The organism is Arthrobacter glacialis (genome assembly GCF_002909445.1).
In the GTDB taxonomy this organism is placed as follows: Bacteria; Actinomycetota; Actinomycetes; order Actinomycetales; family Micrococcaceae; genus Specibacter; species Specibacter glacialis.
This window is the reverse complement of the sequence record NZ_PPXC01000016.1, coordinates 74544-94708: the sequence shown is the minus strand read 5'-3', so window position 1 is coordinate 94708 and position 20165 is coordinate 74544. Positions and strand designations below refer to the sequence as shown.

At 60.2% G+C, this 20165-nt stretch carries 18 protein-coding genes and 3 pseudogenes; 4 read left to right on the top strand and 17 right to left on the bottom strand.

Annotation, left to right across the window (positions count from 1 at the left end; translation table 11 throughout):
• Positions 1-281, top strand: a pseudogene (locus tag CVS27_RS17235) (cytochrome c biogenesis CcdA family protein); the annotation flags it as partial.
• Position 282: 1 nt separating this feature from the next.
• A complete protein-coding gene (locus CVS27_RS17230; RefSeq protein ID WP_103467082.1) occupies positions 283-750 on the top strand; it encodes a hypothetical protein in 468 nt (155 codons plus the stop codon).
• 331 nt (positions 751-1081) lie between these two features.
• Here CVS27_RS17230 and CVS27_RS17225 read toward each other — a convergent pair.
• The 9 genes and pseudogenes from CVS27_RS17225 to CVS27_RS17185 all read right to left on the bottom strand — a co-directional run.
• A pseudogene (locus CVS27_RS17225) lies at positions 1082-1747 on the bottom strand (DUF4158 domain-containing protein); the annotation flags it as partial.
• Between the two features lie 51 nt (positions 1748-1798).
• Positions 1799-2371 (bottom strand): recombinase family protein, encoded by a 573-nt coding sequence (locus CVS27_RS17220; RefSeq protein ID WP_103467081.1) that lies wholly within the window; start codon positions 2369-2371, stop codon positions 1799-1801.
• Between the two features lie 175 nt (positions 2372-2546).
• Positions 2547-2660: pseudogene (locus tag CVS27_RS17215) on the bottom strand (helix-turn-helix domain-containing protein); the annotation flags it as partial.
• 96 nt (positions 2661-2756) lie between these two features.
• Positions 2757-3590 carry an ABC transporter ATP-binding protein gene (locus tag CVS27_RS21360; protein ID WP_103467080.1) on the bottom strand — a complete coding sequence of 278 codons (834 nt, stop codon included), beginning with the start codon at positions 3588-3590 and terminating at the stop codon, positions 2757-2759.
• Positions 3587-4396: an ABC transporter ATP-binding protein gene (locus tag CVS27_RS21355; RefSeq protein WP_103467079.1), complete on the bottom strand. Its 810-nt coding sequence runs from the start codon at positions 4394-4396 to the stop codon at positions 3587-3589. The genes CVS27_RS21360 and CVS27_RS21355 overlap by 4 nt, the downstream gene beginning before the upstream one ends.
• Positions 4397-4400: 4 nt before the next feature.
• Positions 4401-5264, bottom strand: coding sequence for an ABC transporter permease (locus tag CVS27_RS17200; protein WP_103467078.1), 864 nt, complete (start codon positions 5262-5264; stop codon positions 4401-4403).
• Positions 5261-6211, bottom strand: a complete 951-nt coding sequence (locus tag CVS27_RS17195; RefSeq protein WP_103467077.1) for an ABC transporter permease — start codon at positions 6209-6211, stop codon at positions 5261-5263. Before CVS27_RS17195 ends, CVS27_RS17200 begins: the two co-directional genes overlap by 4 nt.
• Positions 6212-6215: 4 nt before the next feature.
• Positions 6216-7868, bottom strand: coding sequence for an ABC transporter substrate-binding protein (locus CVS27_RS17190; RefSeq protein ID WP_207767559.1), 1653 nt, complete (start codon positions 7866-7868; stop codon positions 6216-6218).
• Positions 7865-9052 (bottom strand): C45 family autoproteolytic acyltransferase/hydrolase, encoded by a 1188-nt coding sequence (locus CVS27_RS17185; RefSeq protein ID WP_103467076.1) that lies wholly within the window; start codon positions 9050-9052, stop codon positions 7865-7867. Before CVS27_RS17185 ends, CVS27_RS17190 begins: the two co-directional genes overlap by 4 nt.
• A 149-nt stretch (positions 9053-9201) precedes the next feature.
• On the opposite strand from CVS27_RS17185, the gene CVS27_RS17180 reads away from it, so the two are divergent.
• Entirely contained in the window at positions 9202-10050 is an 849-nt protein-coding gene (locus tag CVS27_RS17180) for a MurR/RpiR family transcriptional regulator (protein ID WP_103467090.1), read from the top strand.
• A gap of 484 nt (positions 10051-10534) precedes the next feature.
• Here the strand turns inward: CVS27_RS17180 and CVS27_RS17175 are convergent, their stop codons facing one another.
• The 6 genes from CVS27_RS17175 to CVS27_RS21345 all read right to left on the bottom strand — a co-directional run bounded on the left by CVS27_RS17175 (position 10535) and on the right by CVS27_RS21345 (position 17636).
• On the bottom strand, positions 10535-11551 hold the full coding sequence (locus CVS27_RS17175) for a glycosyl hydrolase family 18 protein (RefSeq protein WP_165788341.1): 1017 nt from the start codon (positions 11549-11551) through the stop codon (positions 10535-10537).
• A gap of 275 nt (positions 11552-11826) precedes the next feature.
• The gene (locus CVS27_RS17170) at positions 11827-12867 is read right to left on the bottom strand and encodes an N-acetylglucosamine kinase (RefSeq protein WP_165788340.1); all 1041 of its coding nucleotides are present in this window, start codon (positions 12865-12867) and stop codon (positions 11827-11829) included.
• Positions 12864-14159, bottom strand: a complete 1296-nt coding sequence (locus tag CVS27_RS17165; protein ID WP_103467073.1) for a 6-phospho-beta-glucosidase — start codon at positions 14157-14159, stop codon at positions 12864-12866. Before CVS27_RS17165 ends, CVS27_RS17170 begins: the two co-directional genes overlap by 4 nt.
• 102 nt (positions 14160-14261) lie before the next feature.
• Positions 14262-15470 carry an ROK family transcriptional regulator gene (locus tag CVS27_RS17160; protein WP_103467072.1) on the bottom strand — a complete coding sequence of 403 codons (1209 nt, stop codon included), beginning with the start codon at positions 15468-15470 and terminating at the stop codon, positions 14262-14264.
• A 905-nt stretch (positions 15471-16375) separates the two neighbouring features.
• Entirely contained in the window at positions 16376-16795 is a 420-nt protein-coding gene (locus tag CVS27_RS17150) for an SSI family serine proteinase inhibitor (RefSeq protein ID WP_103467070.1), read from the bottom strand.
• Positions 16796-17429: 634 nt separating this feature from the next.
• Positions 17430-17636 (bottom strand): hypothetical protein, encoded by a 207-nt coding sequence (locus CVS27_RS21345; protein WP_243400257.1) that lies wholly within the window; start codon positions 17634-17636, stop codon positions 17430-17432.
• Positions 17637-17862: 226 nt separating this feature from the next.
• Here CVS27_RS21345 and CVS27_RS17145 point away from each other — a divergent pair, with 226 nt between their 5' ends.
• On the top strand, positions 17863-18081 hold the full coding sequence (locus CVS27_RS17145; RefSeq protein ID WP_103467069.1) for a hypothetical protein: 219 nt from the start codon (positions 17863-17865) through the stop codon (positions 18079-18081).
• 63 nt (positions 18082-18144) lie between these two features.
• Here the strand turns inward: CVS27_RS17145 and CVS27_RS17140 are convergent, their stop codons facing one another.
• Complete coding sequence (locus tag CVS27_RS17140) at positions 18145-19002, bottom strand: NAD-dependent epimerase/dehydratase family protein (protein ID WP_103467068.1); 858 nt, start codon at positions 19000-19002, stop codon at positions 18145-18147.
• A gap of 1002 nt (positions 19003-20004) precedes the next feature.
• The gene (locus tag CVS27_RS20905; RefSeq protein ID WP_165788338.1) at positions 20005-20154 is read right to left on the bottom strand and encodes a hypothetical protein; all 150 of its coding nucleotides are present in this window, start codon (positions 20152-20154) and stop codon (positions 20005-20007) included.
• Positions 20155-20165 lie beyond the last annotated feature (11 nt).

Here is a 20165-nt window from a genome sequence, read left to right as displayed (position 1 = left end):
TCCGGCTGGGCCCGTGGGAAAACTCCGTGTGGATGGTTGTTTCCGGCGTGCTGTCCGTGGGCATTGGCGTGCTGCTGTTGGCCACGCAGGGGACATCGTCCCTGGGTGGGGTGCTGACCATCGACGCCCAGTATGAGGCGGAATCGTGGATTGCGGCGATCTCGCACAATGTTTCCAACGTTGCCTTCGGGATGTTTGCGTTGGCTGTTTTGCTGCTTGCCGGCGGCGCCTACCTTTGGCGTTCGCGGGTTGCAGAGCGCCGCGGCTCGGACAAGGACTGATATGGCCAGCGCTTTTGTGAGCAATCTCAGCGTCTGGCAGCTGCGGCGCTGGGTGGTGGCTGCAGTGGTCGCCGCGCTGGCGTTCGTGGTGGTGGCCATCCCCACGGACTTGATTCCCAATCCGTTCTTTGACCGGGTGATTCCGCCCACGTGGTGGTCACACGCGGCGCTGATCATCAGTTCCGCACTCACGGGGTTTCTGGTGGCAACGTATGTGGCCTCACCGCTTGCCGGGACGGGCACCACGAACAAGTCCGGCGTAGCTGCGTCCGTTCTGGCGTTCTTCGCCGTGGGCTGCCCGGTCTGCAACAAGCTGGTGCTGCTGGCGTTGGGAACCTCCGGCGCCATGACGTTCTTTGAGCCACTCCAACCGCTGCTGGCGATATTGTCCCTGGGCCTGCTGCTGTGGGCATTGCTGCGCCGGGTGTCCCAGGAGAATGCCTGCCGGGTTTCAGTGCCTGCTGTTTAGACACGACGCCGTGACCCGCCGCCCGGAGTCAACCTGACTCGGGCGGCGGGTCAGTCAAGCGTTCGGAATGGCTGTCACCCATTCCAGCCGATCCCCTCACTTTCGGGGAACAATCAAAACCCGGCGTTTCGGCTGCCGTGTCCTCCTGCTCGTGCTCGTGCTCGCGGTCACGGGGACTGCGGCACCTACCGGATCGCCTAGGCCCGGGCCAGGATCCTTGCCAGATCGGACGACGCTGGGAGGTTGCCGTAGTTGAAGGAGCGGTCGGGTCCCAGCCGGGAGACGATGAACGCGTCGGCCACTGTGACCTGGGCAAATCTGAGCAGCAGCGAGGCCTGCAAGGCGAGCCGATTTCGGTCAATGAACTTTCGGGGCGGCGCAGCAGGCGCCCGTCGAGGTGTTGCCGGTGGCCCAAGGACAGTTGTTCACACAAGGTGGCGTAGATTCGCTGGTTCGCTTTGGTCAGCGACTGCGCGCAGACCCGTTCAAGGACGCCGATCCCGGGCAGGGCCACCTTCCGGGCCCGCAGGAAGTCCCTGGCGCTTTCGACCAGGAGCAGGCCCTTGTCTGTTTGCACTGCCACATCACTCACGTACTTCACGAGCCGACGGAAGTCCTCGATGCCGAACGCAGACATGCCCAGGCAAATGCGCAGTTCCTTGGCGTGGTCCTGCCGCGTCTGCTCACGGTCCCCGTAACCTGTCCACGCCTCGACGGAAACGGCCAGCCGGGAAGCCAGCCAGGCGACGATCTCCAGGGGCACATCGGTATCGTCTGCCAGTGCGATTCCCGGACGCCGCAGCAGACACAGCTGGACGGCAAAACCCAGCCTGTTGGCATCTCCGCTGCGTTGCCGGATCAAGGACATGTCCGCCTCGCTGAGTGTGTACCGGGACCCCAGGTCCACTTCATTGGTGGGAATTGTCAGGACCTGGCTGCGCTCGGCAGCCGTGAGCAAGGATCGCAGGGCCGTTTCAGAGGTCCTTTCCGTTTGGATGGCCGTGATCTACGGATGTGCTGTGGCACGGTGCGGCGTAAGGCCTGCCGTTCATGGTTTGGCCAGGTGACGGTAGATGGTGGGCCGGGTGACGCCGAACTCCTGGGCGATCTGCTCGACTGTGTGGGCCCGTTTCCCGTCGGCGTCCTTTTCCTCATACATCTGCCGAGCCAGTTTGACCTGGCGCGGGCCGAGTTTTGGTTTCTGCCCGCCGGTCCGCCCGCGTGCCCTGGCGGCGGCCAGCCCGTCACGGGTCCGCTCGGACATGAGCGCGTGTTCGAACTCGGCGATCGAACCGATGATCTGGAAAAACATCCGCCCGGCAGGTGTGGAGGTATCGATGCCCTGGTCCAGGACCACCAGGTCCACGCCGCGCTCCTGCAACGTCTTGGACAGGTCGATGAGGTTTTCCAACGACCGCCCGAGCCGGTCGAGCTTGGTGACAACAAGCTGATCCCCTGCCCGGTTGGCCGAGAGCAGCGCCTTGTCGAGTTCATGCCTGCGGGCCAGCTTGCCCGAGGCGCTGTCGATAAACACCAAGTCGCAGCCGGCCGCGCGAAGGGCATCTTCTTGGGCTTCGGGGTGCTGATCGCGTGTTGAGACACGCGCATATCCGATTCGCATGACCAAAATGTATCACCAACCGGGTTGGGCATTACACAGCCGCGTACACGGCAAGCATTACAAAATGGGCCGCGCGTTTCTGCGGAACCGAAAAGCATGGTCGAAGTGTCTCGCAAACGTTCATTACCGGACACCGTCCTGTCCTTGCATCGGATTTTCAACGAAATCACAAACCACCCTTCTTGAGCACCGCAAGGTTGGTCGGCGTGATCCCGATGCGGTCCGCCAGCACGCCGACGGGCATCTTGCGCCCGGCCAGCATGACGTCGATGTCCACGACGATAGGCATCAGATCACTTCGTAGAGTCGATGCTCAAGTACTTCACTTAGGTGTCGCTGGTGAGCGTCGGGCCAAGCAGCGTCCCGATAGCCAAAGCGCCCGAACTCACGTCGCAACCTCCGCCTCGAACGCCGCTCGCCGTTGCATCACCGCTTTCGGGTTCCAGCAAGGTCCAGGCATGGATGAGAGGAGCAGCTTTGTGTAACTGTGCTCGGGGTGGTTTAGTACCTGGCTGGTGTTTCCCTGCTCGAGGACCGATCCCCGATACATGACCAGCACATCGTCGGTGACCTCGGAAACCACGGCTAGGTCGTGGCTCACGAACAACAGGGCAATCCCGGAAGAAGCACGGATCTCGTTCAGCAATGCAAGGATCTGTGCCTGAACAGACACATCCAAGGCAGACACAGCCTCGTCCAGCACCATCACTGACGGCTCTATCGCCAGGCATCGGGCGATCGCGACGCGTTGCCGTTGACCACCGCTGAGCTGATGCGGCTTGGACTCACCGTGCTTAGCCAAGAGCCCAACCTGATCAAGCAGCCCAGACACACGCGACGCGCGCGAGGTCCCAGAGGTAACCCCATGCAACTTCATCGCCTGATCCAGACACTGCGCCACCGTCAGCCGACGATCCAAGGAGCCGTACGGATCCTGGAACACCATCTGGATCTCCTTGGCACGCCGAAGGCGGGCTGCACGTCCCCGTTCCCGCGTCCCAAGCTGCCGTCCCCGCACGTGGATAGTGCCGGCGTCGGGCGTTTCAAGCCCCACCAACATACGGGCGATGGTGCTCTTACCCGAGCCCGACTCCCCCACCAGCCCCATGGAACCGCCCGGCGGGATGGCGAAATTGACGTTGTTGCACGCCACAACATTGCCAGCACCCACGCGGAATGCCTTCTGCAGACCCTCAACCTCCAGGGCGTTCTCGCTCATGATGCCCTGCTTTCTGAATTGGGAAGATGGCCGATGGCCGGGACGGCGGCCAACAATTGCCGCGTGTATTCGTGTTGCGCCCCGTGGAAGAGATCGTTGCCGCGGAGTTCCTCCACGATCCGCCCGCGGTACATCACGTACACGCGGTCGCAATAGGCGGCAGCCAGATGGAGGTCGTGGGTGATGAGCAGGACTCCCAGGCCACGCCGCGACTGAAGGTCACGCAGAATGGCAAGGACTTCAGCCTGAGTGGTCACGTCGAGAGCGCTGGTTGCTTCGTCCGCCAGCAGCAGTTTCGGCTGGCCGGTAAGTGCCGCGGCGATGACCACGCGCTGGAGCATGCCACCAGAAAGCTCGTGCGGGTATTGACGCATCCGTTCTTCCGGCTGACGGATGCCAACAGCTTCAAGGAGCTCCAGCCCAGCGGCCGCAGCAGCCGGGCGACTGAATCCCAGCACGTGAACCAGCCGCTCAGTCAGGGAGTCACCGATCCTCCGGACCGGGTTGAGTGCAGCGCGGGGATCCTGATGGATCATGGCAACTTCAGACGAGCGAACCCTGTGAAGATCAGCGCGGGATGCAGCCAGAACCTCTGTCTCGCCCACTCTGATGGAACCTTCGACGGCGGCCGTTTCGGGATACAGCCTCAGCACGGCTCGCGCTGTAGTGGATTTACCCGAACCGGATTCCCCCACCAGCCCCACCACTTCGCCGGCGTCAACGGAGAGGCTCACGCGGTCCAGAATGGGATTTACCAAGCCGTTGGTGGTGATGGTGAGGCTGAGATTGTCTATGTCGAGCAGCATTTTCCTACCTCTCAAACCGTGAGTTCAGGCGGTCGGATAACCGCACGCCCACCACGTTGACGGCCACCACAACGGCGGCGATGGCTGCGCCGGGAACCAGCGTGGGCCAGATGTGGCCTTGGATGATGCCGGACTGGCCTTCCTGGACCATGAGTCCCCATTCGGAGCTGGGCGGTTGGGCGCCGAAGCCCAGGAAGCTGAGTGTTGCGAGGCTCATCAGACCTTCTCCGAACAGCACTACGAGGTATCCCAGGAGGGGCGGGGTCAGGTTGGGGATGATGTACCGGACGCAGAGGAAGGCTCCGCCCACGCCCTGAACGCGATACGCATCCACGTATGGCCGGGTCATCTCTGCGAGGGCCAGGGATCGGGTGAATTTCGCAATGACGGGCGCGTAAGCCAGCGCAAGGGCGACGATCGCCGTCGCGGGTCCTTTGCCGAAGACGGCGATCACCAGAACCACGAACAGCAGACCTGGGAAGGCGAACATCACGTCGGTGATGCGCGCCAGCACTACGTCTATCCAGCCGCCGTTCCACGCGGCCACGGTCCCAATCGTCACGCCAAACACAGTGGCGAGTGCCAGCAGGGCAAGCGGACCGAGCAACGATTCCCGGGCGCCGTGGATGAGCCGGGAGAACAGGTCCTGGCCCACCTGATCGGTGCCGAGCAAATGACCAGCGCCCGGTGCCTGCCAGATCGCGGTGAAGTCCACCGCGTTGGCGGCGTAGGGAGCCACCCACGGGGCCAGCAGCGCCGCGGCTACAACGAGAAGAAGGAAGCCAAGGCTCACAAGATAGGCAACGTCGCGTTTCTTCCTGCCGATAACCGGGGTGGACGCCAACGTGGGCGTCGAGAGGGAGCTCATGATTTCTTGTCCTTTGCCTTGATACGCGGATCAAGCAGTGGGTGCACCAAATCAACCAGCGTGGTTACCACCATGTACGTGATCACCATGTAGAGGAGTACGGCCTGCACCACGGGGAAGTCGTGCGTGTTGATGGCGTCCACCAGCAGCTTGCCCACCCCGCTGATGCCAAAGACACTTTCGACGACGACGGTCCCGGCCAGCATGCTGGCCACCACCAGCGCCACCATGGTCAGGATCGGTCCCCAGGCGTTGCGCAGAACGTGGCGGCGGACCAGCTTGGCGGGAGCCAACCCGAAACTGCGGGCAGCTTCCACATGATCCATGGACAGCTGCTCCACCATGGATTGCCGGGTCACCCTGCTGACAATTGCGACGGCGCCAACGGCCAGTGCCACTGCTGGCAGCACGAGGTGGTGCAGCCTGTCCAGGAACCCCTCGCCGGCTCCCGAGACGGGGAACCAGCCAAGTTGCACCGAGAAAATGGACACCAACAGCAACCCGATAACGAACGAAGGAACAGAGGCCGCGAGCGTGGTGGCTGCCGTGATGGTGGAGTCCGTCCGCTTGCCTTGGCGCAGCGCGGACAGGATTCCCAGGCCAACACCGGCCACGATGAACAGGACGGATGCGATGGCCACTAATGCCAAGGTTGCGGGAAGTCGCGTGGCCATCAGCTCGGCCACCGGCTGGTGATACTGGAAGGACGTGCCGAGGTTGCCGATGAAAGCCTGGGATGCCCACAGCCCGTACTGCACAATCAGCGGCTGATCCAGGTTGTATTGGGCCTTAACCTCTGCGATGCGCTCGGGTGTTATGTTCTCCGGGTTGCCGATCAGGAACGTGACCGGGTCCCCGGGCGCCGCATACATCGCGGCGAAGATGACGAACGAGCTCACCACCAAGGTCAGGATCATTCCCGCGATGCGGGTTGCTGCACGGATCATGGCATTACTTCTTGCTGCTGCCGACGTCCGCGGCCCACGGGTAGTAAAGGAACGACGCCGACGACGGAGCCCCGGTGATGTCCTTGGACATCGCGATGGTTGCGGGCGTGTGTGCCACGGGAATCCAGACCATGGCATCCGTCCAGTGCTTCTCGAGGTCAATGGCGAGCTTGGCCCGGGCAGCGTCGTCCGTGGTGGCTTGGGCTTCCTTGACCTTGCTGTCGTAGCCCTCTCCTGCGAACTTCACGAAGTTCACCTTGGCGGTGGAGGCGCCGTTCTTGTAGAAGCCAACGGGGTCATTCTTGGAGATGTAGTACTCGTCCGAGAAGAGATCCGCCTGTGCCCGGAGGGAGGCGTCAGAGTAGAAGTCACCATACTGCTGGCGCGGAATCGTGACGATTTCGGCCTTGAGGCCGATCTTCTGCGCTGCTTCAACCAGGGCACTGGAGATGACGTTGCGGATGGAGTCGCCACTGTTGGCCACCACGATCGGTTCCGCAGGCACGCCCGCTTCCTGCACCAGCTTCTTGGCTTTCTCCAGGTCATCGTTGGACGGCTGGGCAGGCGCACCTGCCAAGGCTTCGTAAGCTGCGCTGAAGGTTGGCTCTTCGTAACCCCAAGCACCTGGACCGACGGGGGCCTTCCACGGCTTAGCCAGTCCGCCGAACGCGGCCTGGGTCACGCCTTGCCGGTTCAATGCCAGAGAAAGTGCCTGACGGATCCGTTCGTCCTTCAGGGCGCCGCGCTCGGTAGCGATGAGCGACCAGACGTTCGTGGACGGTCCTTGGGCTATCTGGACTTTGCGGCTCTTCTGCAGCGGACCCGCCGTCGCTGGACTATCCAAGTACGCCCCTTGGGCTTCGCCGCTGGTCAGCGCGTTGACAATCGCGTTGTCATCAGCCCAACGGAACGTGATGGTGTCTGCCAGAGAAGCACTGTCCGCGTCCCAATAGTCAGCGGCCTTGGTGAGGGTGATGTTGGAACCGGCGGACCACTTGCCCAGTTTGAGGGGACCTGAGCAAGCGTCAGGGGCCGACGGCGACCCATAGTTCGCGCCCTGCGCCTCCACAACCTTGCGATTCAGCACGATTCCGCCGTTGCCGGCCATGGCTTGGAGGAAAATGGCATCGCGCTGTTTCAGGGTGACAGTGATTTGGTTGTCACCGGTCTTTGCCATGTCGGTGACGTTGGCGTACTCATCGGACTCGTCGGCGCCCTTGGCGGCGTGGCGTTGCATGCTCCAGAGCACGTCGTCAGCCGTCATCGGAGTGCCGTCGTGGAAGGTGACGTCTTTCCGGAGCGTGAAGACCACCGTGGTGTCCGAGGTCCATTCAGCTTTCTCGGCCAAGTGGGGTGTTGTGGTCAGGTCCGGCTGGAGCTGCATCAGCCGTTCGCACACGTTGGACATGATGGTGTTTTCAGCCGTTGCACTGTCGATATCCAAGTCAAAGGTGGCCGGCTCTTGGGTGATCATCCAGGTAAAGGAGTCGATCTTGCCTGCGGCTTCCGAGGTGGTGGGGCCGAAGGAAACATCAGTGGGGGTGCTCTGAGCCTGAGGACCTGCTGCGTTGCAGGCACTCAGCGCCAGAGTGAAAGCGGCTGCACCGGCGATCACGCCGGTTCGGGCAAAGGGCTTGAATTTATCGTTGCGTTTCACAGTGATACCTCTGCAATGGTGGGGTTGAAGGAGTCGTGGGCGGAACCAGGTCCGTCGTAGAGGTTCCAGGGAATTTGTTCGTAGTCGTGGTCGCAAGGCGTTCCGTTAGTGACCAAGTAGTCACCGGTTGTGAGGTCCACGCAGCTGGAAAGCAGCGTTGACCACTGGCGCACCAGGGGGCGGCGCTCGTCCGGGTGGGTGCACACGGATTCGGGGTAGCCGAGGTGATCTGACATTGCCGACTTGATGAGTTCACGGGATTGCACGGTGCTTGTGGCGGTGTTGACCCGTTCCAGCCCCCTCCTGGCTTGCGGAACCCTGAAGAGGGAATCCACGGAGACCGGCCGGTAGGTGGCTGCCAGTTGTACCGGCATGAAGGCTTCATAGTGGTTGCCGTGGACTAGCACTCCGGATGTGTCCGGGTACATCCAGCCGTTGCTTCCCGGGGTGGTTTCCACGTCGATGGAGAATCCGGAACGGTGGGACAGCACTGCGTTGCTAGCAATGTGTGGCTTCTGGCGGAAGAGCGTATTCAGCGCGTCCGGCAGTTCGGCCTGATCCAGGACCATGCGCCGGATGAAGGTCTGCGGCATTCCAAGTTCGTCGTTGAACCTGCCTCCCAGTCCGTTGGCGTTGAGGGCAATACCGGAGGAGTTTGCACCGTGCCGGCCGATCTGGCCAGCCTCAACCTGCATGATGAGCGTGGGCTTGGGGTCCTGGACCACACGCAGGATCATCACGGTTTCCTGGGCGCCGAAGCGCCAGTCCCAATTCTGGCCGACGTACATGTGGCCGTCACCGGAGGCTCCGTCCGTCAAGACGAACGAGGTGCATCCGTCCACGTCGTCACGCTCTTCAGGCTCGGGGGCTTTGGCGAAACCGGCGTCGTAGATGATCTCACCGCGGAGGTTCAGCACCATGATGTCCAGAACATCCCGGCCGCTGCCTTCGGCAATGCCGCGCATTTCAGTGACTAACTCCGGTGCCGCCTCGGCGCAAAGTCCCATCCACCGTTCGGCACGCATGCGCAGCTGATCCCAGGTCAAGCCCGTCTGCTGCTGGAATGCCTCGGCGTAGAAATCGATGGCTTTGGTGATCAGGTCTGCGGCAGCATTTCCGTACTGCCTCCCCCGTTCCAGCGGAGGTCCGGAGATCTCCACTATCCGCAAGGATGTGTTGCTCATATCCGTAGTGCCTTTCATTCGGTTGGGGCTCACTGGCATCTGCGGTCGGAAAGGGTATCTTTGGAACATCCGTTGCAAGTGAGAGATTCTTTAGAATGAACAATACATCAAATGTGATTTTCGTAACAGACGTTACGAAAAATCGGGGCATGCTTAATTTGCGTGGACGCGTGCGTGAGCACTGGGACAGGCTCTCCAAGGCCGAGCGTACGGTGAGCACGTTCCTCACCAACAGCTCCCCGGAGCGGCTTCTCTATGCGAGTGCGCAGGAGCTCGGCGCCGAAAGCGGAACCAGCAGTGCCACCGTAGTCCGCACGGTCCAGTCACTGGACTACTCCGGATTGCAGGAGCTGAAACGAGACATTGCCACCCCCTTCACCTCAACGGTGGCGCCGGAAGTACGCATGCAACAGCGCATCGACCACATGGGCGCCAGCATTGAAGACATCTGGCAGAACGTGTGGTCTGAGGCCAAGGACCGATTGGAACTCGCCTCCAATGGTGACCCCGCGGAAGCGATCGCTCCCGCAGTCGAACTTCTGATGAGAGGTTCCACGATTGTCAGTTACGGCGTGGGTGCGTCCGGACTTGCCGCCCTCAACCTGGCTCTGCGCTGCAACCGGATCGGTCGGCGAGCCAGGTGCATTTCCAGTGACGGTTTTCGACTCGCGGATGATTTGCTCCAACTTGGGAGCCAGGATGTGGTGGTGGTTTTCGCGCCAGGGCGAGTAACTGTCGACGTCGAAGTCCTCATCAAGCGCGCACGTTCAGTAGGTGCGTCCATAGTCTTACTGACGGACGAACCCGACTCCGCGCTTCACGACCTGTCCGACGCCGTGATCATCGCCCCGCACACGCCAACCGGCATGACCACCGAAGCGCTGCCTTCAATCGTCCTGAGCGACGTTCTGGTTCAAGCCTTGGTCTCCGTTGACCACGAGCAGGCGGTAGAGTCGTCACACCAGCTCACGGCCCTGCGCGAGCAGCTGGGCTACTGAGAGGAAACTTTGACTGTATGAAGTCTGCATTAGGCGTGAACAGGACCGGCATACCAGCCAAGACTTTCCAGGACGACCCAGACAACCTGATTCCGCTGGTTATGAAAGGTTGAAGAGGCCCCAGTAGAGCAATTGAGCGTATCTAACAAACACTTCACCAAGTCCAGGTCTGGACGATCACAAAAGCGGCCCCTGCCGCGGGGATGTCACCTTGGTCTCCACGTTCAGTCTTTCTGCTGTTGGCAGGAAAGGCTGCAGCCTGTAGGTTGGGAGACTTCTGTCAATCCAACATCCAACCTTGCCAAGGGGCACATAGAGGGCTGGCATAGGCATCCCGGCATTGTGGGGAAATCAGTAGCCGACGGTACGGGCACTCCATCCTCATCCGGCAGAATCCTGGGGATTCAGGTGGTCCGGCGGCTGCCGCCCGAACAGAAAGCGGACAGCATCAGCCGGACCACCCGGGCTTCAGTGCGCCTATGCCCTACACCAAGGGGTCGCCCAGGCTCAGTTCCCAGATCGCCAAACCATGGACACCGTACTGTTGAGCCATTTTCGTCCTACCGGCCAGGGTGAGTGCATCGGACCACCAAATGACCGTCCCATCACTCAGGGTGGCAGTCCATTCTCCTTGGACGGCATCGAATCGTGCCTTATTTCCAGCTTTTGCCCGTGCCTGAGCGACTGTCAGCTGTTCACCGGGGGTGCCATTGCCTGGCCAGGTATAGGCATATTCAGCCACCCCCAGATCGATCTTGCTCTTGGGCGCCCCAGCGGCAATGAACGCTCCGAGGACGCTTTTCACCCAAGGGGATCCGCCGATGGGGCCTGCTTCGGTCCAGGTAGGTCCGTGCTGGTCGTAGGCCATCAGGACGAAACGGTCAACTGATTTGTTTAGTGCCGTGAGTTGGTATCCCTCATCGGCATACCCGGCGGCGGTGTCCGTAGCCATCAAGGCCATGGAGAGTTTCGTTTTAGCTGGCAAGGCGGCTTTGAGATCTTTAGCGAACGAAGCCAGCCCAGCTCCGTGGCTGGCGTTCAGTGATTCCATGTCAAGTTGAAGCCCATCGTATCCACCACGTACCACGTCATCAACGAGCAGCTTGATGACCTTGGTGCGGTTGGAGGGGCTACTAAGAAGGGCGGTCGCTATCTCCGGGGAGAAGTCTTCAATGGTTTTGTCGAAATTGCCGACCAGCAGCTCGGCTGTGAGACCGTGCGCGTGGGTGGCTGCGACGATTGGGGCCGCGGAGGCTGGCATCTCAGTCAGTCCGGCTCCATCCGGCGTCAGGTTGATGCCGTCGACGCCGACCATGGCTAGCGCCGCAGCGCTTTGATCCACAAACTTTGATGCGCCATCTGCTGTCATGAGGTAACCCTCAACCGGCAATGCTCTGGAAGCAGACGGCGGCTGGCTGGCCTCGGATGCTGACGCGCAAGCGACCAGAGGGATGGTTATGGCCATGATGCCAAGACCGGCAATGACTTTTTGCTTAAGCACTATCATTTCTCCATTCAATTGATTTGATTTATGGTTGGGTCGATATAGCGGTACCGCCCTCACCGGTATCCTCGTCTACCCCGCAGGCTTCCCTTGATACGTTTGGAAATCCCAGCGGACCTGCGCAGAAAACGTTGGGCTTGGCTCATGCAGATACGACGATTCCGGGCGTCCTCACCAAGGTGAATTGGTGGGTGCCAGCTAGTCGGGTGCCTCAGGCATTCCGGTACATTCGCAAGATGCCGCTCTATGCCACCGAACCTGCCGTCGGGGCTCTAGGAGGATGCCGCACGGGTATTGGCTGCATTGGTTAGTTGGGTGGGGCGGAGGGTTTTGCTGACCCTCTCGGTGGCGAGATGGCGTTCTTCGCGGCTCAGAGGTACCTTGTCGAAGGCGAGCAGGATCGATCCGAAGAGCGGCGGCTGATCTGGGACGATGGTGTGTGCCAGGGGGTGGGATGTGGCCAGCCTTTCACTGATGGTGTTGTTCAACGCCGGGGCGCGGGCAGAGAGGACTCCACCGCCCAATACGACCGTGGCATGAGTATCGGCCAGGCCGGTCCGATGCAGCGCCGCGCTGGCCAGCGCCACCACCTCATCGGCCTGTCTGGACACTAAATCGGCGGCGAGGCTGTCTCCGCGCTCGGCGGCGGGGAAGAGCAGGGGCACGAGTTCGTGGAGTCGACTTTGGTCAACCAGTCCTAGATGGATGGCCTGGGCCACCTCCAAAGCACTGGATAGCCCGAAGTGGGAAGAGACCATGCCACTCAATACAGTCGCCGGCCCCCGTCCGTCCTCGGCGCGGGTGGCGTGGAACATGATCTCCAGAGCAAGGTCAAGGCCTCCACCCCAGTCCCCGCTCATCCTCCCGATGGCCGCAAACCTTGCTACCTCCCCATTGCGGCCCACGCCGACACAGTTGATGCCCGCACCGCACACCACGGCCACCCCGAACCGCTCCGTGGATCCTGAACGTAGCAGTGCGAGCGTATCGTTGCCGACACCGACAGTCTGAGCCAAATCCCATCCAACTATCCGTTGCTGAAGTTCAGCCTCCTCTGCTGGATAGTCAGCATTAGCGACATAGACTCCCAGGTGGAGGATCCGAGGTGAACCGGCAGCTTTTATGCCTTCAAGGATCAGTGCTCGCAGACCTTGAGCAGCTTTGTCGTTCCCAAGTTTCTGGGGGCGGTATCCTGCGGAACGAGAGACGCTGAGCACCGTCCCGTCAAGTCGCACCACCGCGACATCCGTCTTGGAATTTCCGCCGTCTACTGCAACCACTGCCTCCATCATGTCCACGGGTGCGGGATTCACTTCGCCCACGAAAGGAACGCGGAGTTCTCGGCAATAAGGCGATCCGTAAGCGTATTGGCTATATCCCATTGCCCGACAAGCGGGTGGGCTAGCAGTGCGTCGGCGACGCGATCGCGGCCCCCGTGGATAGCCGCATCTAAGGCGAGCTGTTCATAGGCGGCGACATGGGCGATGAGACCGGCGAAACGTGGCTCGACAGCTGATGTGCGCACGGGGTGTGCACCGGTGGAGTCAATGATGGCAGGGGTCTCAATCACAAAGTCATCAGGCAGGAATGGCAATGTGCCGTTGTTGAGCGTGTTTACCACCTGTGTATCGCCACGGTCCGAAAGCAGCGATGCGACCAAGTTAACCGCCGCTTCCGAATAGAACTCCCCACCCCTTTTGGAGAGCAGGTCTGGTTTAGTGTCGGTGGCAGGGTCGGCGTACATCCTCAGGAGTTCGCTCTCCATGGCCGCAACTTCCTCGGCCCGGGAAGGCCCTTTGCGCTGTTCGCGCACCACAGTGTCATGCTCGTAGAAATAGCGCAGGTAGTAGGACGGGACGGCTTGGATGCGTTGGAGGAGCTGCACAGGCTGGTGCAGGCGGGTGGCGATACGCTCCGCATGGCTTTCCAATAGGCGAGGAAGAATGTTCGTCCCCGAACCTACCGGTGTCGTCCCGCCGATCGTTACTGGATCAAGCAGTCTCACCCCGCGCTCCCAGGTGAGATGATTCAAACCGACATGGTCCAAAGCGATTCGTTCGGGCCCAACACCCACCAACTCCGCGAAGAATCGTTGAAGCCCGATGGCTACGTTACATAGGCCAATAGCCTTGTGTCCGTGGCTCAGAAGTGCCCGGCTCACGATCCCAACGGGGTTCGTGAAGTCAATGAGCCACGCATCGGGGTTCACAGCGCGCACGCGCTCGGCGATATCGAGTACAACCGGAACAGTGCGCAGGGCCTTAGCCAGTCCGCCAGCGCCAGTGGTCTCCTGCCCAATACAGTCACAGTCCAACGGCCAGGTTTCATCGCGCCGGCGCGTATCTTGCCCGCCGACCCGCAACTGAAGCAGCACCGCCACCGCACCCTCCGAGGCGGCCCCCACATCATCAGTGGAAGTGACGAGAGCGGGATGTCCCTGCCGGAGCAGCATTCGTTGCGCAACACCGGCCAGGAGTTCACGGCGCTCACGGTCTGGGTCGACGAGCACAATCTCGCTCAACGGCAGGGTTTCTCGCAAGCGTGCAAACCCATCAATCAATTCGGGTGTGTAGGTGGAACCGCCGCCGACGACAACAATCTTCATACAGAAACTCCTGGGGTGCGTAGTGATCTCAAGACACGCTCCACAGCCGGCGGGTAGACCGCTCCATGATTGTGGGTGCCTTCGCAAGAAGGCTACAGGAAACTACACCAAATCGTAAAGAGTCTTTCCGATTCTTTGAGTAAATAGTTCCTGACGGGCTGCATCGATGGCCAGGGACCGAGCCCCCATGACAGTCCCTGACCTGCCCAAAGTGCTCTGTATCACCGTTGTTGGCCAAGGAACAAGCTCGTTGAGCCTGGCCTCCAGCGCGGTGCGCCCCTGTTCCATGGCAGCACCAATCCCACCGACGAGGACGACTGTTTCAATATCAACGATGGCCACAACGCACGCGCATAGCTCGGCAATCCTGCGCCCAGCCTCATCAACGACGCCCTGTGCGAACGAATCACCGCTACTGGCTGCGACAAACACGTCGACCATGCTGACAGGGGTGGAAACGGGTGCCGGGGTTGAAACAGGGGAATTGGCCGAAAGCTGCTCTTCAGCAAAGGAAATCATTGAATCGCTAGAAGGATCTGCGAGAAGCCTGCCGGTCGAATCACCGAACAGCCGGTCGACCTCACCGGCACTTCCCCGGGCACCGCCGCGCAGACGCCCCCCAAGGACGATGGCCACCCCAACGCCTGCCCCAACAGAAATCATGGCAAAATCGTCTTGACCGGCACACGCCCCATACCGGTGTTCGGCTATTGCAGCGACATTCACATCATTTTCCACGACGATGGGGGTCCCGAGCAGATCGCCCAGACCCTCACTAAGGTCACAACCGTTCAAACCCTCAATGCCCCCGGCCATCGCTACTCTCTGGGTCTGAGGCCGCACAACACCGGGAATGCCCACGCCAACCGCCTGAATAGTCACCGGATCGATACCGGCCTCGGCACAGACCCGTTCACGCAGCCGGAGAATGCTGTCAAACACCGCCACCAGAGTGGGCTCAGGCAATTCCTCTTCCACCGCGGCCAGAAGAACATCGTCAAGACCCGCCAGCTGCACACGGACGAATCGGGTACCCACATCGACCCCCAAGACCGGAAGTGAGCGGCCTGCAGACCGAAACAGTTCAGCCCCATACTTGGACGCTGACTGATCTCCCCCCACACGTTCCACCAGCTCGGAGCCGATGAGTGTGGTGAGTGCGGCAGAAACGGTCGGCTTCGTGAGCCCAACCTGCTTCGCCAGTCCAGCCCTAGTCGCGGGTGAATGGCGGTACAACTCCTCCAGGACCTTAAGTTCATTGGACCGCCGCATGTCCTTAAGCCCCGCGGGGCGCGCTGTTTTTGACTTCATTCCACCATTTTGACAGCAAGCGCCCGGCACGCGCAGGCCATTCAAACTACACTTTCTCTTGACAAGGACGGTAAGGCCACTGACCCGGAGCTGCTGCGGTTCCTCTCACCCCGGGGATGGGAACACATCAACCTCACCAGCGACTACACCCGGTGCCGCGCCAACCACATCAAACCCTGCAAATACGGGGCACTACGAAGCTCGACAAAACCTTAGCGTCGGATATTCCACTTTTTCGCATTCTGGCCGCAATTTCATTTGGTGTTCTACTGTGGTCGGCTTCAACATGTCTGGATCTGTAAGTATCGACGTAGGTCAGAGCCTCAATGAAGTCGTGGATCACCATGGTGTGAGCCCCTGAGCTCATGCCCCGACTGGCCATGGAAACGTTTCTGGCCTGCACGTTTGCGCTGAAAGTGCACCGGATGAAGGATGTCTTCATCCGATGCAATTGACAGCTGGGCGCTTTTGCTGGTCATGGACAGCCTCGTCCGGACTGCCCTGCGTCTGAATCCGACAGGGTGTCCACGGCGACGAATTTGGTCACAGTCAGTGACAGACGGATTGCGGATTAGACCTGAGGAATACAGGCCACTTAAATAGAGGTCAATACCAGTAAACCACCCCTATTCGACTTGGACCAGAATCAAGCACCGGGAAACGTACCTCACAGTCTCGAAGCCGGGACCATTGACCGCGACATTCGCTCTAATCATTCGTTCTCTTTCGCCCCGGTCATTCAACCGACGCTTGACCGCGCGGGTCACGACACTGGTCACGGCCTACCGCGAGTGGCTGCACTCCTAAGGTGGACGGATTGGTCGGGACACAAAGGGTCCGCGGCCGCACCAGGTGGTGCGGCCGCGGACCCTTTTGTGGGAATCTCCCGGGCAATGGCCCGGGCATCAGGTGCCGGCGGGTTGTTCCACCAACAGGGGCAGTGCGGCGGTCCATGCAGATATTCCGCAACCGTTTTTCAGGTCAAAGTCCCGGTCCACGGCCTTGCCGGCTATAGTCCCGGTAACGCTGGCAGTGGCCGGTCCACCGTACAGTTGAGTGCACATTTGACTCGTAGGATCCGGGGATGGATCAAGGAACTTGGAGTCCCTGGCCAAAAGCTCGCAGGCTTTGGCAGCGTTCGGATGCTTACTGGTTGCCAAAGCAGTCGAACCCGCACACTGTAGGGAATATGAGGTGTTCTGGCCATCGTTGCGGATCTCAACCACCAAATCGACAGTGGCGGCCTGATCAGTCGTTGAGACGGGAGCGGGTGAGCTTGCTTGGCCCGTCCCCCCACCAGTGCTGCCGCAACTGGAGATCAACATCACGGCCGCACATGTTATTGCCACTACAGGGAATCTCATACGGGTATTCATTTTGGTTCTCGCTCTCGTTTGCAGGTCGGAACATTAGATCCTGTGCACAAGGGTGTGGGCAAATTCGGCTCAATCGTACGCTGACAAGCAACGATATCTGCCCACCCTCGCAAGATTTCGACCGCGTTCTAAGGGACCGTCTCTGGGTTCGTGCCCTCAGCGTTTCCCTCAAAGCCAGGGATATTCACAAGAACGCCAGGTTGTACGTTGAAAGTGCAAAGGCTTTGGAGATTCATCTTCCCGCCAGCCCAGCGCCTTCTCACATGCTTTTCCTTCTGCTGTACTTCAACTTTGCTGTAGTAAGGTGCACGTGTCTGGCACGCCGAAGCCGGCTCGCCCCTGCGCGAATTCGCCTAGTGAATAGTCCCAATAAGCTCTGCGCCCTCGTCGGCGAGCATGGCCTCGGCCAGTGTTCGTGATGGCCTGAACTTTTCTGTGACGATCCACTACGAATTTGAGGGACTTGCTGAGTGATTGAGTCAAGTGATTTGGATACCACTTAGACGGCTTAGTCAGTATCCCCTGGGATTGCTTTAGTCACGGATTTGCTGGGCTTTGGCCCCGTCGAGGCCAGTTATTCGGCTTAGTCCAGAGTATTGAGGAAGGTGCCGACGACGGCGGAATCGGTGGCGCCCACGCCGGCTAGGTCAGCAATGCTGAACGCTGGTCCGGAATCGCTTGCGGTGGTCTCGATGGATGACCCCGATTGGTGTGTCAGCATCATGGTCAACGTAGCCGGCGTGGACGGCGGCTCCAACGTCTCCGTGTTCCATGCACTGGGGGTGGTCATCCGTGGCGATGGTAGACGTCCGGGCAAACAGCGCTGGGTGTAGTTCGCTCATGCCGGACATATCGGCACCAAGAGCGGTTATGTGGCTTGTTTCTCTGAAGGCTTCCTCCGGAGCTAGAGGTGTTTGGGCAATTCGGAATCTTCCAGCGCAGAGACGGCGTCGGTGCTGGCTGAGCAAGTGTAGCTATCCGATATACACACCGCGGCAGACGTGGGGAATGAATTGGTGAATTATAACGGTACAGAGGCTGACGCGACTGCTGAGATGATGCGCCGTTTTGCCACCGTCCGGCCTTTCCTACCGGCGCAGGCATCGGCTGCACCCTTTGGAGCCCGCGTGGGCTGGACGCCAACCTGGGCGGCTCTGACAGCGCTTCCGGACATCTTTGACGGCCACAAAAAGGATCTTGGCGAGGTTGATCTGTCCGTGCTGCCTCCTACTTGACCTCGCCACGAAAAACAGGGACCCTGCTGTCACAGGGTCCCTGTGTGATTGACGTTCGGGCGGTTAGGAGGCGTTCGAGCGGTTCTCGAGTGAAGCGATCAGTGACGGTCGGCTCGGCTTCCATCCGAGGGACTTTGCATAGCTCCCTGTGGCGGCCTGGTCGAGGAGAAGGGCGTCCGCGAGAGCGGCGCTCAGCCGCGTGCGCGATGCTTCTGCACTCTCGGGTGCAACTGCGGCTTTGTGTGCGCCAGCCTTGGCGATCTCGGCGACCGTCGGGTTCTGGCCACTGGCTGCAACCAGGTACCCGAGGCCCTCGCCCTGCTCGACCACGAGCACGTAGAGGTCGGCGAGATCATCGACATTAACCGTGGTCCAGCGCTGCGAGCCGTCTCCAACGAGTTGGACTGACGTTGCGCCATCTGCGGGGATAAAGAGGTGCTCCAGGCTGCCGGCACGTCCATACACGATTGCGGGAGCGAGCACGGTCGCATTGATGTCCGCAGCAAGAATCTCCTTTTCGATCGGGTCGTGCCACGCAGAGACTGCCGGGGAGTCGATCAGAGACGTCTCAGTGATGTCCGCGTTGTTTCCCCATATCCAAATTCCACTGGTCTGGATATAGGGCTTGGTAGTGCCTGCCAGTGAGCGAAGGGCCGCATCAGCGATGCGGCGGTCGAAGTCGCTGCTTGTCTCATCGCCAGGCGTCGCCGTGTGGATGACGGCGTCACCGGCAGCGAAAGCCGCGGAGAGAGCATTGATATCGGTGAAGTCAATGACGACTGCCTCGGCGCCCGCTGCGGTAACGGTTGTAGCCGATGTAGTGCTGCGCACGAGGGCAGTGACCGTGTGGCCGCGCTCCACGAGGCGTTCGAGAACTACTGATCCGATGTAACCGGTTCCTCCGGTGAGTGTGATGTTCATACAACTAACAAGTCGGTCCCGTTGATACCTATTCCGCAAAAGTGTGTGAGGTGCATTACTAATGCGAGTTCGATTGTCACGATAGTTCTTGTCGGGTACTCCTGAACGTGTCGTGGCCCGTCAAATCGGGGTTTGATTACTGGTAGCGACCGTTTTTGAAGTGATCTGTAGCTGCTGTCTTTTGGGGATCAGGCACCTTATCGGGGCAAGCCTGAGCCGATTTCTAAGAGAACTTTTCCTTTGTTCGCAGAATTCCACGCGAGGGCATCCCGGATTTGTGAGAGCGGAAACCGTGCAGTGGGCTGGGTAGCTAGAAGGCCGGACTCAATGTGTTTGAAGACTTCCTCAAATCGTTGAGAAAGCTTCAGCGGATCTTCGTTATGGACGTCATGGCGTAGGTGGAAATACTCCAATTTCACATGAGACGGGAAGCCTGCGCTTGCATAAAGTGGTACACCAGAGAGATTGGGGGACGGTTGGCCACTTCAATGACAACAGTATGGGGACTACCTGAAAGATGCCAGGATGGTTGCTCGGAGATTGCTGGACGTATGATTCGTCCATGGATGAAACTCGCCTCTGCCCTGTATGCGCTGCACCGACTACCCCTTCCGGACATAAGCCCTTAATGCGGGCGCTGGGGGCGGGTGGGGAACATGAGTACCCTGTCCCTCAACCTTCATATTCCAGGTATGTCGGGATCTATCAGTGCCAGGCCGGTCACAATTTCGAATTGCAGCTACCGCGTCCAACCACACAGCGATAGCGCACTCACCCGCCGTTTAGGGATGCAGCATCCTCGATACTTCTAATCGGTGCCTTCTCGCTTCGCATTCACGCGAAACTCATGCGTAACTTGAGCCGCCATGACCAGGTCCGCGGTCCACAGCGCGAGCATAGGCGCAAACATCCATGGAGCCGTGGACATGTGCCTAACGACGTTGGGCAAGATCATGGCGCCACTGACAGCAACTACGGCCCATACGGCGGTCACACGGAACATTAGCGTTCCACTCGCACGCCCGTCATTCGCTGCCCCTCGGGGAGCGATGATCGCAGCTGGGCGAAGCCAGCGGCGTAGTCCTTTGCCTCTACTTCAGTGGTGGCAAAGGTGTTGCCGTCGATGGTTTCGACGGTGGCGATGATGATCATGGAATGGTTGC

Excerpts from the sequence above, each read along its gene's own strand:
- CVS27_RS17220 (WP_103467081.1), bottom strand. The coding sequence starts at position 2,371 with ATGCGAATCGGATATGCGCGTGTCTCAACACGCGATCAGCACCCCGAA.
- CVS27_RS21355 (WP_103467079.1), bottom strand. The coding sequence starts at position 4,396 with ATGCTGCTCGACATAGACAATCTCAGCCTCACCATCACCACCAACGGC.
- CVS27_RS17160 (WP_103467072.1), bottom strand. The coding sequence starts at position 15,470 with ATGAAGTCAAAAACAGCGCGCCCCGCGGGGCTTAAGGACATGCGGCGG.
- CVS27_RS21345 (WP_243400257.1), bottom strand. The coding sequence starts at position 17,636 with ATGACCACCCCCAGTGCATGGAACACGGAGACGTTGGAGCCGCCGTCC.
- CVS27_RS20905 (WP_165788338.1), bottom strand. The coding sequence starts at position 20,154 with ATGATCATCATCGCCACCGTCGAAACCATCGACGGCAACACCTTTGCC.
- CVS27_RS17180 (WP_103467090.1), top strand. The coding sequence starts at position 9,202 with ATGCTTAATTTGCGTGGACGCGTGCGTGAGCACTGGGACAGGCTCTCC.
- CVS27_RS17230 (WP_103467082.1), top strand. The coding sequence starts at position 283 with ATGGCCAGCGCTTTTGTGAGCAATCTCAGCGTCTGGCAGCTGCGGCGC.
- CVS27_RS17150 (WP_103467070.1), bottom strand. The coding sequence starts at position 16,795 with ATGTTGATCTCCAGTTGCGGCAGCACTGGTGGGGGGACGGGCCAAGCA.
- CVS27_RS17185 (WP_103467076.1), bottom strand. The coding sequence starts at position 9,052 with ATGAGCAACACATCCTTGCGGATAGTGGAGATCTCCGGACCTCCGCTG.
- CVS27_RS17165 (WP_103467073.1), bottom strand. The coding sequence starts at position 14,159 with ATGAAGATTGTTGTCGTCGGCGGCGGTTCCACCTACACACCCGAATTG.
- CVS27_RS17140 (WP_103467068.1), bottom strand. The coding sequence starts at position 19,002 with ATGAACATCACACTCACCGGAGGAACCGGTTACATCGGATCAGTAGTT.
- CVS27_RS17195 (WP_103467077.1), bottom strand. The coding sequence starts at position 6,211 with ATGATCCGTGCAGCAACCCGCATCGCGGGAATGATCCTGACCTTGGTG.
- CVS27_RS17200 (WP_103467078.1), bottom strand. The coding sequence starts at position 5,264 with ATGAGCTCCCTCTCGACGCCCACGTTGGCGTCCACCCCGGTTATCGGC.
- CVS27_RS21360 (WP_103467080.1), bottom strand. The coding sequence starts at position 3,590 with ATGAGCGAGAACGCCCTGGAGGTTGAGGGTCTGCAGAAGGCATTCCGC.